This window comes from Bacillus sp. 11C (genome assembly GCF_055486375.1).
Genome location: NZ_JBUPVZ010000001.1, coordinates 249,809 through 265,118 on the forward strand (window position 1 = coordinate 249,809; position 15,310 = coordinate 265,118).

General features: G+C 43.7%; 17 protein-coding genes. 5 read left to right on the forward strand and 12 right to left on the reverse strand.

What is annotated here, in order from left to right; genetic code table 11:
- Positions 1-63 precede the first annotated feature (63 nt).
- Together ACY3LV_RS01265 and ACY3LV_RS01270 are read right to left on the reverse strand one after the other, a co-directional pair.
- Positions 64-1,248, reverse strand: coding sequence for an FtsW/RodA/SpoVE family cell cycle protein (locus tag ACY3LV_RS01265; RefSeq protein WP_333561656.1), 1,185 nt, complete (start codon positions 1,246-1,248; stop codon positions 64-66).
- 211 nt (positions 1,249-1,459) lie between these two features.
- Positions 1,460-2,605 carry a GNAT family N-acetyltransferase gene (locus tag ACY3LV_RS01270; protein WP_333561657.1) on the reverse strand — a complete coding sequence of 382 codons (1,146 nt, stop codon included), beginning with the start codon at positions 2,603-2,605 and terminating at the stop codon, positions 1,460-1,462.
- 228 nt (positions 2,606-2,833) lie between these two features.
- Between ACY3LV_RS01270 and ywcE the strand changes: the two genes are divergently transcribed.
- Positions 2,834-3,100: a spore morphogenesis/germination protein YwcE gene (gene ywcE / locus ACY3LV_RS01275; protein ID WP_081638379.1), complete on the forward strand. Its 267-nt coding sequence runs from the start codon at positions 2,834-2,836 to the stop codon at positions 3,098-3,100.
- 40 nt (positions 3,101-3,140) lie between these two features.
- On the opposite strand, the gene qoxD is transcribed toward ywcE, so the two are convergent.
- From qoxD to qoxA, 4 genes are read right to left on the reverse strand one after another with little or no spacing between them, the layout of a single operon-like run.
- Entirely contained in the window at positions 3,141-3,515 is a 375-nt protein-coding gene (gene qoxD, locus ACY3LV_RS01280) for a cytochrome aa3 quinol oxidase subunit IV (protein WP_148963394.1), read from the reverse strand.
- Position 3,516: 1 nt separating this feature from the next.
- A complete protein-coding gene (gene qoxC, locus ACY3LV_RS01285) occupies positions 3,517-4,131 on the reverse strand; it encodes a cytochrome aa3 quinol oxidase subunit III (RefSeq protein ID WP_010329034.1) in 615 nt (204 codons plus the stop codon).
- Between the two features lie 13 nt (positions 4,132-4,144).
- Complete coding sequence (gene qoxB, locus ACY3LV_RS01290; protein ID WP_148963393.1) at positions 4,145-6,094, reverse strand: cytochrome aa3 quinol oxidase subunit I; 1,950 nt, start codon at positions 6,092-6,094, stop codon at positions 4,145-4,147.
- Positions 6,095-6,121: 27 nt separating this feature from the next.
- On the reverse strand, positions 6,122-7,087 hold the full coding sequence (qoxA, locus tag ACY3LV_RS01295; RefSeq protein WP_148963449.1) for a cytochrome aa3 quinol oxidase subunit II: 966 nt from the start codon (positions 7,085-7,087) through the stop codon (positions 6,122-6,124).
- Between the two features lie 514 nt (positions 7,088-7,601).
- Here qoxA and ACY3LV_RS01300 point away from each other — a divergent pair.
- Entirely contained in the window at positions 7,602-7,847 is a 246-nt protein-coding gene (locus ACY3LV_RS01300) for a GlsB/YeaQ/YmgE family stress response membrane protein (RefSeq protein WP_003222176.1), read from the forward strand.
- Positions 7,848-7,917: 70 nt separating this feature from the next.
- On the opposite strand, the gene galT is transcribed toward ACY3LV_RS01300, so the two are convergent.
- The 4 genes from galT to ACY3LV_RS01320 form a co-directional block, all read right to left on the reverse strand.
- Positions 7,918-9,459, reverse strand: coding sequence for a UDP-glucose--hexose-1-phosphate uridylyltransferase (gene galT / locus ACY3LV_RS01305; RefSeq protein ID WP_464863246.1), 1,542 nt, complete (start codon positions 9,457-9,459; stop codon positions 7,918-7,920).
- A 3-nt stretch (positions 9,460-9,462) separates the two neighbouring features.
- On the reverse strand, positions 9,463-10,635 hold the full coding sequence (locus tag ACY3LV_RS01310; RefSeq protein WP_464863248.1) for a galactokinase: 1,173 nt from the start codon (positions 10,633-10,635) through the stop codon (positions 9,463-9,465).
- A gap of 68 nt (positions 10,636-10,703) precedes the next feature.
- Positions 10,704-11,087: a GtrA family protein gene (locus tag ACY3LV_RS01315; protein ID WP_394715628.1), complete on the reverse strand. Its 384-nt coding sequence runs from the start codon at positions 11,085-11,087 to the stop codon at positions 10,704-10,706.
- A 17-nt stretch (positions 11,088-11,104) separates the two neighbouring features.
- The gene (locus ACY3LV_RS01320; RefSeq protein ID WP_464863249.1) at positions 11,105-11,776 is read right to left on the reverse strand and encodes a TetR/AcrR family transcriptional regulator; all 672 of its coding nucleotides are present in this window, start codon (positions 11,774-11,776) and stop codon (positions 11,105-11,107) included.
- Between the two features lie 350 nt (positions 11,777-12,126).
- Between ACY3LV_RS01320 and slrA the strand changes: the two genes are divergently transcribed.
- On the forward strand, positions 12,127-12,285 hold the full coding sequence (slrA, locus tag ACY3LV_RS01325) for a transcriptional regulator SlrA (protein WP_014115625.1): 159 nt from the start codon (positions 12,127-12,129) through the stop codon (positions 12,283-12,285).
- Positions 12,286-12,455: 170 nt separating this feature from the next.
- Here the strand turns inward: slrA and ACY3LV_RS01330 are convergent, their stop codons facing one another.
- On the reverse strand, positions 12,456-12,614 hold the full coding sequence (locus ACY3LV_RS01330) for a hypothetical protein (RefSeq protein ID WP_187441529.1): 159 nt from the start codon (positions 12,612-12,614) through the stop codon (positions 12,456-12,458).
- A gap of 114 nt (positions 12,615-12,728) precedes the next feature.
- Between ACY3LV_RS01330 and ACY3LV_RS01335 the strand changes: the two genes are divergently transcribed.
- Both ACY3LV_RS01335 and ACY3LV_RS01340 read left to right on the forward strand, forming a co-directional pair.
- Positions 12,729-13,037: a DUF485 domain-containing protein gene (locus ACY3LV_RS01335; RefSeq protein ID WP_087993197.1), complete on the forward strand. Its 309-nt coding sequence runs from the start codon at positions 12,729-12,731 to the stop codon at positions 13,035-13,037.
- Complete coding sequence (locus ACY3LV_RS01340) at positions 13,034-14,575, forward strand: solute symporter family protein (RefSeq protein ID WP_333516370.1); 1,542 nt, start codon at positions 13,034-13,036, stop codon at positions 14,573-14,575. The genes ACY3LV_RS01335 and ACY3LV_RS01340 overlap by 4 nt, the downstream gene beginning before the upstream one ends.
- 95 nt (positions 14,576-14,670) lie before the next feature.
- Here the strand turns inward: ACY3LV_RS01340 and ACY3LV_RS01345 are convergent, their stop codons facing one another.
- Complete coding sequence (locus ACY3LV_RS01345) at positions 14,671-15,273, reverse strand: DsbA family oxidoreductase (RefSeq protein WP_464863251.1); 603 nt, start codon at positions 15,271-15,273, stop codon at positions 14,671-14,673.
- Positions 15,274-15,310: the final 37 nt, after the last annotated feature.

Genomic DNA, 15,310 nt, shown 5'->3' on the forward strand with positions numbered 1-15,310 from the left:
AGAACTCAAAAGCAAAATGCTCTGCAACAAAAAAGACAGCCTCTGCCAAGGCTGTCTGCATATTTAAGAATTAAACAAATAACTTCTGTATTTCGTCAGCTGTACACTCGCGTTATACACAATTCCGAAGCAGATTAGCGTGGCAAGCGTCGAGCTTCCCCCGTAGCTAACAAACAGCAGCGGAATCCCAGTAACAGGCATAATGCCGATGTTCATACCGATATTCTGGAAAGTGTGAATGACAATCAATGCCGTATATCCCACGCAAAAGAAAGAAGCGAAGCGGCTATAAGGATGTATCTTATCAATGAGAACGACAAGTCTGTAGATCAAGAAGAAAAACATGATGACGACAATAGCACAACCTAAAAACCCGAAACTCTCACCTAAAATAGCAAAAATAAAATCGGTCTGTCCCTCTGGTACATACACCTTTAGATTATGAACGCCATTTCCGATGATGCCACCCGAACCAATTGCCATAACTGCCTGATCAACCTGCCAGCCGCTATTTGCATCTTCTTGAGTTGTTCCATTTGAATCAGATACCCAAGAGGTAACCCTCTTAATTTGATACTCTTGAATCCCCACTGATTTAGCGACATCAGGGAAATTAATCATGACTAATAATATAAGAGTAATGAATAGAATACCTGCACCGCCAACAATCGCAATCAACTTCCAGTTTATACCAGACATAAAAACCATGACAATCACAATAAACATGCAAACCCCTGCAGTACCGGCATCCTGGAGAAGAATAAGTCCGATTGGCACTACAGAAACACCCGCTATCTTTAATAACAAATAAACATCATCTGTAAGTGATCGGATTTTTTTAGGATTTGCCTTAGAAATTACCGAGGCTACCACCATCATGAGACCAATCTTCATAAACTCTGACGGCTGCAGCGTAACAGAACCAAATTTAAACCAACTTTTTGCACCATTTTTTTCAGGCGCAATTGACTCAGGGCTCACTCTTAATATCAATAAGAGCAGAATCCCGAATAAGAATACATACAAACTAAGTTTTTCTAACTGCTCAAGATCGAAATAAAGCAATACAAATACCGCGATAGCACCTAATATATAATAGACAATTTGTTTCTTCCAAGCACCGTCCCCATACTGCCCAAATTGCCCGGCAGCATAAATCGCCACAACGCTAATGATAAAAAACACACCAAATATAAAAATCAAATCCCCTTGGTAAAAGGGGTTTTGCTGTTTCTTATATCGACTCATTCTATCCCGCCTTACATTTTCATCGGAAAATCACTAATGTTTATTATACATGAACCACGTTCAAGATGACACGTGAAGCTCGCTTCCATTTATGTTTTTTGCGCGCATACACGGCGCTTTTTCAGCTACACGAAATATGACGTATCATAAACCGAAATGTTTCGATTGATATTAAACTTTTCAAATAAAAAAACCCCATATAAATAGGGGGTTAAAAGAAATCCATAAGAAATGGAGGTTTTAACTGAAAAACATCTTCAAGTCGTTTGATTTCCGAAACCGGTCCTTTTATCATACCTGTTTCATAAAGAAAACGGGCACTTCTGGCGCCAAGGAAGAAAGCGGTTAAAGAAGCTATATCGCATTCTATTAGATGGTCAGACACCTCTTCCGAAATGACCTGTACTTTGCCCGAATCGACGCGGAAAGTCTGTTGATTCCATGGAGCCCATTGATCCGTTACCTTAAAGACAAAGGGTGCTGTCATGCGAGGTTTTGGATATTCCCGCAAAAAACCCTCAACGTCTACGATGCGTGCCATACTATAAGGATATATCTCCTGTTTGACACGGGGTTCGGCAGTTAAAAAATCAAGATCTTCCTCCATCCTTACAGTCAGTTCTACTTCATTTACCATCGAGTCATGCTGGCAAATAAAATTCCACAAGCCTCTCTGTGTCTCCCTGTTCAAATACACAAATTCCTCAACTCGCATCCTATTATTCTTGATGTCATACACAAGATATCCACAAGGCTTTCCATCTTCAGAGATATAAATAGCTTTCAATCCAGAGACCTTCTCTGCCCAATGCTCCTTTGAACGCTTCATCAGCCCGTTATGCTTTGTTCTGTACTGATTATAGATGGCATTCATTGTATCTGTTTCATCCTTTTGAAGCCTTCTTACATATCCTGAAACATGGTCTAGCTTTTGCAACTGTTCTTTAAGATACGTCAGGCGTTTTTGGTAGAAACAGAGCTCCCACCCAAATTTGCGGTAGAAAGAAATGAGGAACGGATGTAAAAAGCTGATGGTTTGGTTTTCTTTCTTCATGACCGTTAAAGCGTTTAGAATCAGCTCCTTTACTGTTCCTTTTCTTCTGTATTCAGGCCAGGTTGCCACTCCGGCAATACCGCCCATCTTCATCTCCTGCTCCTCCAGCATGACAGAAAAGGGAATGATGTGAAGCTTAGAAAGTAATTTCTCTTGTTCTTTGATTCCAATGACGTAATGGTTCTCTAAAGCCTTTACTTTCTCTTCTCGTTCCTCATCCTTGAGTTCTTTCTGAAAAGCGTATTCAGACATATAGATCACTTCCCGCCAGTCTCCTCTTTCAAGCTTTATTATCTGGTACATCAACATCCCCCTTGTTTTAAAAGAAAGTTCCATACATTCTCCTAGCGAATGAATCTAAAAAAATAAGGCGATAGGTCCAGACCATTTCCGCAAAAACGTGTATCAATTTCTGGAAAACATGGTATAATAATTGTAACAAAATGTTCAAAAAACGACCACAAAACAGACACAAATCAGTTCCTCTATTTCATTTTTGTAAACGTTATCACAAAATGAAAGGAGACGGGTATGATGGACATGTTTTTTGCTTATTTATTGGTTGCCAGCGCAACTCCTCTTTTTATTTGGCTTGATAACAAAAAAGTCGCACTCTCAGCTATTCCGCCAATCATCTTAATGTGGGTATTCTTCTTCTTTTACGCAACTGAAAGCCTTTCTCCACTAGGACACACTCTCATGATTATCTTGTTTGCCGTCAATGTCATTGTCGCTCATATCGCCGCATTTATCATTTACGGTCTTCCGTATCTTCGCAGAAAGCGAAGCAGCAGCTGAAACAGCAAAAAAACCCTCTTCTGACGAAGAGGGTTTTTGCTTATTCGTGATGGCCTGAATGCTCTGAGTGTTCAGTGCCTCCAGGAGGATTTCCGTCCATATGGTCACCATGGTGATAGTGAGCCGCGAAAATCCAGATGGATCCAAGTACGATAACGATCGCGCCAAAGAATCCGAACAGCGTGTTTCCAACTTGGATAGTGCCGTTTTCGCTCTCTGTCATGTGCATGAACATGAGAAGCTGCAGTGCCGCCTGGATGAAGGCAAAGCCGAAAATGATCCAAAGTTTTGCTGATGAGCTCAGGTCAGTATACACTGCAACCCATAGAGCCAGCAGGGTCAAAATGATAGACAGTGCAAAACCTACAATGTGCTTCCATGGAAAGTGACTGTGTTCAGCAGATTTGTTTGCCATTTTACAGACCCCCCAATCCCATGAGATAGACACCTGTAAAGATGAAAATCCATACAACATCTAAGAAGTGCCAGTATAAGCTTGAGATAAAGATTTTAGATGAAGTTTGCGGAGTTAGGCCGCGTTTCTTCAACTGAATCAGAATTCCTATAATCCAGAAAATACCGATTGTTACGTGAGTTCCGTGAGTTCCAAGTAAAACAAAGAATCCAGACCAGAACGCACTTGTACCGAGAGATGCTCCTTCATGTACATAGTGGACAAACTCGGTAATCTCAAAACCGACGAAGCCGGCACCGAGAAGAAGAGTGATAATTGTCCAAATGACTACGCCTTTTAAACTTCCGCGGCGCATTTCATGAACAGCGATCCCGCAGGTAAAGCTGCTGATAAGCAGCAAGAACGTCATAATCATTACCAGATTGACTTCAAAGAGTTCGTCCGGTAAGACACCTCCTGCTGTTCTGTTTTGAAGAACGAAGAAGGTTGCAAATAGTGTTGAGAACAACACAATTTCTGCCCCTAAAAAGATCCAAAACCCGAGAATATTAAGTCTGCCGGTTTCAGATTGATATTCCATAGGCGCGTTAGAATTGCCGTGTTCTGCATGTTCCATAACTCACGCCTCCTTATTCGGAAATCTTTCTTTCCGTCTCTTTTATTTCATCAACACTAATGTAGTAGCCGTTGTCGTATTCGAATGAACGCAGAACCATGCAGAGCAGGACGCCGATCAATCCGACTACGCCCATCCAGTACCATTCAAAGACAAGTCCAAAGCCGGCGATACCGAAGGCAACAGACATAAAGAATGGTCTGCCTGAGTTGCTTGGCATATGGATTTTCTTGAATTTGCTTTCAGGGTATAACTCCGTTTTTTCTTCTTTCATCTGATGGAATGCATCTTTAGATTTGACTTCAGGAAGCACCGCAAAGTTGTAATGCGGCGGAATCGCAGAAGAAGTCGCCCAATCAAGCGTACGTCCCACACCCCATGAATCTCCGCTGATTTCACGAGTAGAGTAGCGGAAGCTGTAGTAGATGTTATAGCAAAGGATTAAGAACCCTACACCCATCATGAATGCTCCGACAGTTGAGACAAAGTTCAATGCTGTCCAGCCGTCATTCGGTCCGTATGTGTAAATACGGCGAGGCATACCTTGAAGCCCCAAGAAATATTGCGGGAAGAAACACACATTGAAACCGATCATAAAGATCCAGAAGAACCATTTTCCGATTCTTTCGTTCAGCTTGTGGCCGAACATTTTTGGATACCAGAAAATAAATCCGGCGAAACAAGCAAATACAGTACCCGCGATCAGCACATAGTGGAAGTGAGATACAAGGAAGTACGTATTATGGTATTGATAATCCGCTGCTGCCATCGCAAGCATAACCCCTGTAACCCCGCCGATTACGAAGTTAGGAATGAACGCAAGCGCCCACAGCATAGGCGTTGTAAAGCTGATTCGGCCTTTATACATCGTAAAGAGCCAGTTAAAGATTTTGACCCCGGTCGGGATTGAGATGGCCATTGTCGTAATTGAGAAGAATGAGTTAACGGACGCACTGTTCCCCATTGTGAAGAAGTGGTGAGTCCAAACTAGGAAACTCAATACGGAGATGGCGATAATAGATCCGACCATCGCTGTGTAACCAAACAATTGTTTTCTCGCAAAGCTTGCGATAATCTCAGAGAAAATACCGAACGCCGGAAGAATAACGATATATACTTCAGGATGTCCCCAAATCCAGAACAAGTTAGCCCAAAGCATCGGCATACCGCCTGCTTCCAGTGTGAAAAAGTGAGCGCCGAACAAACGATCAAATGATAAAAGTGCTAAAGCTACTGTAAGCACAGGGAACGCAAACACGATAATAACCATTGTGATCAGTGTTGTCCATGTGAACATTGGCATACGCATTAATGTCATGCCTTTTGTTCTCATTTTTAAGATCGTGACCATAAAGTTGATCCCTGTCATCAGGGTACCGATACCGGCAATCTGAAGTCCGAGGAGGTAGTAGTTTTCACCCGGTCCAGGGCTCATTTCGTTACTTGCAAGCGGCATGTAACTGGTCCAGCCCGCGTTCGGAGAACCTCCGATCACGAAAGAAATGTTGAAAAGCATCGCCCCTACGAAGAACGTCCAGAAGCTCAGGTTGTTCAAGTAAGGAAACGCTACGTCGCGAGCACCGATTTGAAGAGGTACAACAACGTTGATAAGACCGATTAGGAACGGCATCGCCATGAAGATGATCATGATTGTACCGTGAGTTGTAAAAATTTCATTATAGTGGTTTGAGTCTAAAAAACTGTTATTCGGAAGCGCTAGCTGGGCACGCATCATCAGGCCGTCGACACCGCCGCGGAATAACATAATTACAGCAGCTATAATATACATGATTCCGAGTTTTTTATGGTCAACAGTAGTTATCCATTCAGACCACAGCCATTTCCACTTTTTGAAGTAAGTCAGTACAAAAATAATGGCAATGGTTGAAAGCGCAATGGAAACTTGTGCGCCCAGAATTAATGGGTCACCAGTTACGAAAAATTCGTCCCATTTGAATTTCATGCGGGCTTCCTCCTTTCCTGATCAATATCATTCTTCTGTATCATCAGACTTCTTAAATTCATTTTCTTTTACGTTTTCAAACGGATCTGTTTTAGAGTGCGGTGAAACGGCTTGGTAGCCAAGGCGTTTGCGCGCTTCCATCGCGTATTCTGCGTCCTGTCCGTGATCAACGTATTTTAAGTGAGTAGATGAGAACGTTAATTCATCCACATTTTCAGGAAGCATCAATTGATCATACTTCTCTTTTGTCAGCTTAGGCGCCTCGTTCTGAGACTTTTTCACCCAGCTGTTAAAGTCTTTTTCTGTGACTGCGTTCACATCAAACTCTTGGTCTGCAAAATGTTCACCTGTGAAGTTCGCGTTGCGGCCTTCGTAAGTTCCCACTTCATCAGCCTGTAAGTATTGGTCCATCAGCATTCCCGCCATCGCGTATTTTTGTCCTCCAAGCTGAGGAATCCATAGCGAAGCCATTGAATCTGCAGATGAAATTTTGAACAAGATCGGGCGGTCTACAGGAATGTTTAAGTAGTTGACCGTTTCAATATCCTGTTCAGGGTAGCTGAATACCCATTTCCAGTCTACCGAAGTAGCATGAACAACAAGAGGCTCTTTGTCCTTTGTTGCTTCAGGAGCTTTTTCTAACGAATATATCGTCTGTACGGTTGGCACAGAAAGTGCAATGACGATTAAAATTGGGATCACTGTCCAGACTACTTCTAAGAACGTGTTACCGTGAATTTCTGGGTTATAAGATCCATTATCTTTGCCTTTACGGTCGCGGTATTTTACTAAAATAATGGTAAATAGAACAAAGACGACCCCGACGATAAACAGCATAAATCCGATAGATAACAGGATCAAATCACTTTGCTGTTCAGCTACAGGCCCTTTCGGATCTAGTACTGAAGCATTGCTGCATCCCCCAAGGACGAAAACCACAGTTAACAGCGCTAATACAAGCAACGGTTTTAATGCTCTGAACAAGAAGATCACCATCCTTCCTATTGATGTAATAAATCTGAAGTGCATACTTCCTCAAAATCTTTTCTCTACTTTGTTATGCTATCAAAAAGTTCACTTATTAGCTTTATTTTTTTCTAAACTTCATCCCATTTTCGCTTAAATGTCATAAAATCGACAAAAATTGCTCCAACTTTATTCACATCTATCGCTTAAGATGAAAAGTTTCTAGTTATTTCCGCATATAAGTAAAGAAAGATGATGAAAAACTAATTCTGACAAATAAAGGTTTACCATAATAAAAAACTTAGGTCAATCAAAAATTTCATTTTGTTAAACTTTCTGGATAGGAATTAATTTTTCCTTGGCTAGCATCTTTTCACACGATTACCATTTTAACGCATCAAATTTTGAATGAAAAGGCTTAATAAAGCGGTAATATGCTCTAAACTGTTCCCATTTTTTAAGAGAACATCCAATTGTTTAGCTTACACAAAACAGAGGTATGTTATAAGCAAATAAATTCAAAAATAGGATGTGTTGCACGATGAGTTTCATCATTTCACTTATTGTCGCTATTATTATCGGATGGCTTGGCAGCCTGTTTGTGAAAGGAGATATGCCAGGAGGAATTATCGGGTCTATGATCGCGGGTCTTATCGGCGCGTGGATCGGACACGGGCTGCTCGGAACATGGGGACCGAACCTAGCCGGATTTGCCATTATTCCGGCAGTGATCGGCGCAGCCATTGTCGTATTCCTAGTAAGCCTGTTAGCGAGAAAAAGAGGATAAAGAGTGACAGCGCCCGAAGCGTCAGTGCTTTGGGCGTTTGTTTTGCGATAAAATCGAAAAAGCCTCAACCCTAGCGGTTGAGGCTTTTGACTGGTTTAACGCCTAAATGATCAATAAACCTTTTGAAGGCCTGTTTTCCTTCCGGTGTTTGTTTAAATACACCGGCGTGTTCAAGAATGCGAGCGAATACATGTCCAAGCTCTTCCTTTATCACTAGATCGGCATTCTCTTTTGTTATCGTTCTGTTTTCCATCAACCGAAGAGCCCACTCCTTATGTTTTGCCGTGAGCGGATTTTGTTCTAAAACTGTTTTCGGATCAGCAGAACACAGCGCCACTGCCGTTTCTTTCATTTCTTCCTGTAAACGGCCCGGCAATATCGCCAATCCCATGACTTCAATCAGGCCGATATTTTCTTTTTTAATATGGTGAACGTCCTGATGAGGATGAAATATTCCTAATGGATGCTCCTCGTCCGTCCGATTGTTTCTCAGCACGATATCAAGTTCGTACAAGTCTCCCTTGCGCCGCGCGATCGGCGTAACCGTATTATGGGGTGTATCGTCTGTATAGGCGGCTATCCCGGCTATTTCATCGGAATACGTTTGCCACGTGCGGAGTATATGATCAGCAGCTTCAGCGACATGATCCGGTTTGTCTCCTTGGAGCCTGAGAACCGACATCGGCCACTTCACTAAGCCCAGCGACACACCGGGATGATCATGTAATTCATATACTTCTTCCGCTTCTGCACGCGCCATCGGAAAATCGTGCGCCCCGCCTTGGAAATGATCATGGCTCAGGATGCTGCCGCCGACGATCGGCAGATCCGCATTTGAACCGATAAAGTAATGCGGATATTGCCCGAGAAATGACAGCAGCCTTTCAAATGTTTTTCTGCTGATTTCCATCGGTTCATGCTCACCCTTTAAGACGATGCAATGCTCTGGATAATAAACGTATGGCGAGAACTGCAAGTACCATTCTTCCTCTTTAAGGATGACCGGAATGATTCTGTGATTTTGGCGGGCTGGATGATTCACGCTTCCCTCAAACCCGACATTTTCTTTACACAGCAAACACATCGGGTAATGAGTCTGCGTTTGCTCTTTTGCAGCCGCAATCGCTTTCGGGTCCTTTTCGGGCTTTGATAGATTAATGGTCATTTCCAGCTCGCCATATTCGGTCGGCACCGTCCAATGCACATTTTTGGCGATCCTGTCAGACCGGATATAGTAGACATCCTCTGAATATTGATAGAATTCCTTTGTCGCCTGTTTCGGGCCGTATAATGCTTTTGTCTCCTCAAACTTGCGAATGACCTCAGATGGAGGAGGTACGAAACATCCCATCAGTTTTGCGCTGAGCAAGTCACGGTATGTGTCTGTATCCGCTTCCATACGGCCGGTTTCCGCCGCCCATTTGTAAATAGGAGCAAGCAGGTTCGGAAGGCTCTGTTCCTTCTTGATACGTGTGTAGGAGACCGGCTCAGGATGTTCGATGTCCAATGCTTCATATAGACGGTTTCTCGTGTATTCCCGATCCCAGATCGAAATTAGTTTTCGTTCCAGGCCATACTCCAGCAGCTGTTCCAGATGTTCAACAATACGCATGTGTCACTCCCCCTTTAGTTCTCTCGCTCCCTCTCCGATATCAGCGATATAGAATTCCGCTTTGAGACCTGTTTTTTCTTGGTATCTGTCTCCAGCCTTTTGGATAAAATCATCAACAAACGCATCCCTTACAATGCTGATGGTGCAGCCGCCGAAGCCCGCTCCCGTCATTCTTGATCCGATGACTCCTTCGTGGTCCCACGCCGCAAACACAAGCTCATCAAGTTCAGGGCATGTCACTTCATAATCATCCTTCAATGAAAGGTGGGATTCCTTCATTAACCGCCCGATTTCATCTATATTGTTTTCTTTGAACATATCGGCCGTCTTGATCGCCCGGTGGTTTTCATATACGGCGTGCTTTGCCCGGCGTCTGTTCGTTTCATTTTGAATCAGGCTGGAATGCGCGTCGAAATCAGCGGGCTTGATGTCGCCCAGCGAGGCAATACCGAGTGCTTTTTGCAGATCAAGCAACGCGTCATTACACTCTTGGCGTCTCGTATTATAGCTAGAGTCTGCCAATGTCCTTTTTTTGTTCGTGTTCGCAATGACAAGTGCGAGGCCTGAGACATCGAGTTTGCTATATTCATAGTCCAGCGTGTCGCAGTTCAGCAGCATCGCATGGTGTTTTTTGCCCATTCCGATTGCGAATTGGTCCATAATCCCGCAATTGACACCGATAAATGTGTTTTCCGCATGTTGCGCCATTTTTACAAGTTCAAGCGCATCCACTTCAGGGTGGAAATAGCTTTGAAGCACGACTCCCATCAGCAGCTCAATAGAAGCGGAGGACGAGAGCCCCGCCCCGTTTGGAATATTCCCTGAAAATACAATGTCAAAGCCATGGGGAACTGAATAGCCCCTTTGCTGAAATTCATAAATGACGCCTTTCGGATAGTTCGCCCAGTCGTCTTCTTTTTGATAGCGGATGTCGTCAAGGCTGCATTCCTTGATGCCTGCCTCTTTAAAGTTGTCAGAATACATCCGGACAAGCCCGTCGTTTCTTTCTGCTACAGCAGCATATGTACCCATTGTCAGCGCGCACGGAAACACATGCCCGCCGTTATAGTCTGTATGTTCTCCAATCAAATTCACTCTGCCAGGTGCGAAAAAAAACCGTAACCCCTCTTTTTCTCCGAATACACTTGCAAATATCCCCTTTAGCTCTTCCCGCATGTGTAATCACCTTTCATGGTTTTATTTTTTTATTTCCCCTTATTTCTCCAGCGAAACGATAGTGCCTGTCACACGCCTTCTTCTTTAGTCTTTTTAAAAACGAGCCATTTGCTTGCGGCATAGTTGACAACAACAATGACCGCGTTGTCGAGTATTTTAGCCAAGGTTTCATTTGTATTGAATTGGCCGACAAGAATGATCATCATGCCTAAATCTATGCCGAGAGACAGAACCCGAACGCTGAAAAAGGCAGTAATCTCTTTCATTAGGCTCTGCAGGTCATGTGTTTTTTGCTGAAACACATATAATTTATTCGTGATGTAAGCAAACAGCACGGACAAAACCCAAGCGGCGACAGTGGCGGCTTTGTAATCCATATTCATGATCTCTACCAATATATAAAAGCTGGCGATGTTCACAATGGTTGTGAAAATCCCCATAATGATATACATAATCATTTCTCTATACTTCACTGATGTTCCTCGCTTTCTGAAAAACTTTTCAAGATTCTTGGTCTCGCGCGCTCTCTGTCTAGCGTGAAAAAAACCGAGAGTGCGTCTAAAAAGCTGCGGAATGTGGCGGGCTGCCCCAATACATATGCTTGTTTAATGATTCCGTCGAGTACCGCACATATTATTTTAGCCGTATATCCCGGATCAATACAGGCGTCAATCAGCTTTCTCTCCTTCAGCCACATAATATATAACGCATTTTCCTCGACCCACAATTCGTACAGCCGTGCATAGGCCTTGCATTTCCGAAGGATTTTATATGTCGGCATATTCATGGCAAATGAGACAATGTCCCACGACGGCTTATTTATGTAATAGGAATAAAGCAGCTCTGCGGCATGTTTCGCAGCCTCGTCCAATGTCAGCGGTTTCACTGAAATCTGCTCCATTTGATCAAGATACCCTATGATCATCTTTATTTTCATTTGGCGTTTTTCGAGAAGATGCTGCAGAAAATCCTCCTTGCTGACAAAATGAACATAAAAAGCTCCTTTGCTGTACCCGGCTGCTCTGCTGATATCCTCTACAGAAACCGGATCATACGCTCGGTCAATCAACAAATTCAAGCCAGCTTCTATAAAACTTTCAAATGTTGCTTCTCTTTTAATTTGAAATTTGTTTTTTTTCATATTTTTCTCCAGGCGGCATGATTATCCTTATCTTACAACGGATCAATCTTTAGCGGTATTTATTTCTTTGAACGCTTATGCTATTCGGTTTCCCCGGGGTCATTTTTAATAGGCTAAATGATTTATTTTCATTTACGTACTATCCAGTCAGTATTTAATTGTTTATTATTATAAATAAGATTCATTGGTTATATTAGTCATTTTTTTAGGGAATAGGTAGGTGGTTTTTCCTTCAGTTTGTGAACACCGGGCAACTATGTGTGAAATTTGTTGTACTCGCCTCATCATCGCGCGGCTTTCTTTATTGCCCGCATGTTGCAGGAAAACATTTTATACAATTGGAGGTTACTATGAAAACTCATGTTAAAAAAGATTTGGACAAAGATTGGCATATGCTAATGCAAGAAGCTAGATCCATTGGGTTAGGCATTCGTGATGTGAGACAGTTTTTAGAATCTGAGACAGCTTTGAGAAAGAACAATCACAAAAAAACCGTCCGCCAAGACTAATCCGAACAGGCGGATCTATTACATCTGGCTTTTCTATCATCTGATCTGAGTTTTCACCATATCCTCTATTCGAAAGCGATTGCTGCGCCGAGCTTGAGGACAAACGGTGTGTCAGCTAACATACGACAGACAGCCGGTGATGCGGTCACCTCTTGGCACATGCATTGTCATTAAGAGGTGATGCGAACATCCATAACCAGGCTCTGGTAAACAGCAGCTTTGCTGAGAACAAGCTGCATTCGGTGAGGTTTTGAAAGCAAACTCGTATATACGCGGCCGAGCTGGAAAACCTTCGCCTGTCTTTCTGCCAATTGCGTTCCTATCTTCACGACTTCCTTCTTTTTTCATTCTTCAGATATTCTTCAATGCATAAATCAGACTTTCAGTACATACCTATTGGTGTACCTTTTTGCTTACGTTTAGTCAATAAAAGGAGGAAAGCCATGTACAAAGCTGATTACAAACAGATTGCTGCAACGCCGTCTTTCCAAGCTTTTTTAAAGCAGAAACACGCTTTTATTGTTCCTTCTGCGATTTTCTTTTTCGTCTTTTATTTTTCACTTCCTGTTTTGACGTCTTATTTCACCTTTCTGAATGCGCCGGCCATTGGAGCTGTTTCATGGGCTTGGCTGTTTGCTATCGCCCAATTCGCCATGACCTGGATACTGAGTACCGTGTATTCCCGAAGGGCAGCTCGTTTCGACAGATATGTAAGCGCTTTAAAGGAAGATTTGAAGGGTGAACAGACATGAATATGACTGCTTTTCTATTATTTTTAGCAATCGTCGGCCTAACGCTTGTCATCACCTATTTTGCCGCGAAGAAGACGAAAACGACGAGTGAGTTTTATACGGCTGGCGGCGGGCTCACCGGCGTTCAGAATGGACTGGCAATTGCCGGCGACTACATGTCTGCAGCCTCATTTCTCGGGATTGCCGGAATGATTGCGTTATATGGATTTGATGGATTCTTTTACAGCATCGGTTTTCTGGTGGCTTATCTCGTTGTCTTGTACATCGTGGCGGAACCGCTTCGGAATCTTGGGAAGTATACGATGGCTGACATGATTGCGGCTCGTTTTAAGGAAAAGAAAATCCGCGGCGTCGCGGCTCTGAATACCATTGCCATCTCTACTTTTTATATGATCGCACAGCTCGTGGGGGCCGGTGCGCTGATCAAACTGCTGCTTGGGCTGGATTATACCGTGGCGGTTCTCATCGTCGGAGTGCTGATGACCATTTATGTCGTGTTTGGCGGCATGATCGCGACAAGCTGGGTTCAAATCATTAAAGCGGTTTTGCTGATGGCCGGCACACTCGTGATTTCAATCATCGTGTTTTCGAAATTCGGCTTTAACCTTAATACCATGTTTGAGCAGATGAAAACGGCCACTCCGCTTGGCGCTGATTTTTTAAATCCCGGAAATAAATACAAGGTGCCGCTTGAGACTTTGTCGTTAAATTTGGCACTCGTGCTGGGAACTGCCGGGCTTCCTCATATTTTGATCCGGTTTTATACCGTTAAGGATGCTAAGACGGCCCGGACATCTGTTGTGTCAGCGACATGGATTATCGGCGTGTTTTACATTATGACGGTGTTTCTCGGCTTTGGCGCGGCTGCGTTTGTCGGTTTTGACGCGATTACGGCGGCTGACCAAGCGGGAAATATGGCGGCTCCGCTTTTGGCGAAAGCGCTCGGGGGAGATTTTCTGTTTGCGTTTGTGTCAGCCATCGCCTTCGCTACCATTTTAGCTGTCGTGACCGGATTGGTGCTGTCTGCCGCCTCAGCGTTTGCCCATGATATTTACAGCCAAATCATCAGAAAAGGAGAAGCAACTGAAAAAGAACAGATGAAAGCGGCCAGATGGGCTTCTGTCGCCGTGTCAGTGCTCTCCATTCTTCTTGCGATTTTTGCACAGTCTTTAAATGTAGCGTTCCTTGTCGCACTTGCGTTTGCGGTGGCGGCCAGCGCAAACCTCCCGCTAATTGTGTTTACGGTCTTCTGGAAGAGATTCAATGCCTCAGGCGCTTTATGGGGCAGCCTGACAGGCCTGATCAGCGCGCTTGTGCTTGTGTCGATGAGCCCTAGTGTGTGGGATCCGTCCGGAGGTGCTGTTTTTATCGGCGATCCGCTCATTCCGCTTTCCAATCCGGGCATTATTTCCATCCCGCTCGGCTTCCTCGGCGCGTGGCTTGGAACGGTGCTGTCGTCAGATAAAACAGTTGATGAAGATACGTTTGCGGAAATACAGGTGAAGGCGCATACCGGCATTCATATGGATCAAGAGTAAAAAAGAAATAGGGAAAACCAATCTGTGCTTGAAATCCCAAAAAGGCTGTCGAGGTACTCTCGACAGCCTGAGCTCTCTTGTATAGAGAGTTTTCCTTACTTTTTCTGCCGTTCCTCAGAAATCGCTTTTTCAAATACATCCTTGCCGGCAACACCCGGAATCACGGTGTCGCCAATGATAAAGGTTGGAACGGCTGTGATGTCAGCCTCTTCGTAGGCGTGTTTTAAGGCTTGGCGCTGCACGTCCTGATATGTTCTTAATTCCAGTGCGGATTTGAAGGAAGCTCCGTCTAGCCCCACTTCCTTGGCAAGCTTCGTCAAGATGTCAATGTCGCCGATATTTTGGCCCTCTTGGAAAAATGCCTGAAAGACACGGGTATTGTATTCATGTCCTTTATTGTATTCCTTTGCAAAGTGGAAGCCTTCAAACGCCAAATCTGTATATGGATGAGGCGAGACGTTTGGAAAATTAATCTCGACTCCTAATTTCTCCGCCATTGGCTGAATTGATGTCTGCCACATGTACTGTTTGGAAGGATCATTGACCGGGTCAAGCTTTGGAGATGGGCTTGGACGCAGTTCAAACGGCATCCACTCGACTTCAATATCCTTTCCTTTAATCGCTTCTTCAAAAGCGGCTTTGCCAATGAAACAAAATGGGCAGACGTAATCTGAATAAACTTTGATGTGTACTGTCATGATAATCTCCTTTCGTATAGGTTGATTTTAAACTGTA

What these genes read in the sequence shown, in the direction of transcription:
- ACY3LV_RS01265 (WP_333561656.1), bottom strand. Translation starts at nt 1,248, where the DNA reads ATGAGTCGATATAAGAAACAGCAAAACCCCTTTTACCAAGGGGATTTG.
- ACY3LV_RS01270 (WP_333561657.1), bottom strand. Translation starts at nt 2,605, where the DNA reads ATGTACCAGATAATAAAGCTTGAAAGAGGAGACTGGCGGGAAGTGATC.
- ywcE (WP_081638379.1), top strand. Translation starts at nt 2,834, where the DNA reads ATGATGGACATGTTTTTTGCTTATTTATTGGTTGCCAGCGCAACTCCT.
- qoxD (WP_148963394.1), bottom strand. Translation starts at nt 3,515, where the DNA reads ATGGCAAACAAATCTGCTGAACACAGTCACTTTCCATGGAAGCACATT.
- qoxC (WP_010329034.1), bottom strand. Translation starts at nt 4,131, where the DNA reads ATGGAACATGCAGAACACGGCAATTCTAACGCGCCTATGGAATATCAA.
- qoxB (WP_148963393.1), bottom strand. Translation starts at nt 6,094, where the DNA reads ATGAAATTCAAATGGGACGAATTTTTCGTAACTGGTGACCCATTAATT.
- ACY3LV_RS01300 (WP_003222176.1), top strand. Translation starts at nt 7,602, where the DNA reads ATGAGTTTCATCATTTCACTTATTGTCGCTATTATTATCGGATGGCTT.
- galT (WP_464863246.1), bottom strand. Translation starts at nt 9,459, where the DNA reads ATGCGTATTGTTGAACATCTGGAACAGCTGCTGGAGTATGGCCTGGAA.
- ACY3LV_RS01310 (WP_464863248.1), bottom strand. Translation starts at nt 10,635, where the DNA reads ATGCGGGAAGAGCTAAAGGGGATATTTGCAAGTGTATTCGGAGAAAAA.
- ACY3LV_RS01315 (WP_394715628.1), bottom strand. Translation starts at nt 11,087, where the DNA reads ATGTATATCATTATGGGGATTTTCACAACCATTGTGAACATCGCCAGC.
- ACY3LV_RS01320 (WP_464863249.1), bottom strand. Translation starts at nt 11,776, where the DNA reads ATGAAAAAAAACAAATTTCAAATTAAAAGAGAAGCAACATTTGAAAGT.
- slrA (WP_014115625.1), top strand. Translation starts at nt 12,127, where the DNA reads ATGAAAACTCATGTTAAAAAAGATTTGGACAAAGATTGGCATATGCTA.
- ACY3LV_RS01335 (WP_087993197.1), top strand. Translation starts at nt 12,729, where the DNA reads ATGTACAAAGCTGATTACAAACAGATTGCTGCAACGCCGTCTTTCCAA.
- ACY3LV_RS01340 (WP_333516370.1), top strand. Translation starts at nt 13,034, where the DNA reads ATGAATATGACTGCTTTTCTATTATTTTTAGCAATCGTCGGCCTAACG.
- ACY3LV_RS01345 (WP_464863251.1), bottom strand. Translation starts at nt 15,273, where the DNA reads ATGACAGTACACATCAAAGTTTATTCAGATTACGTCTGCCCATTTTGT.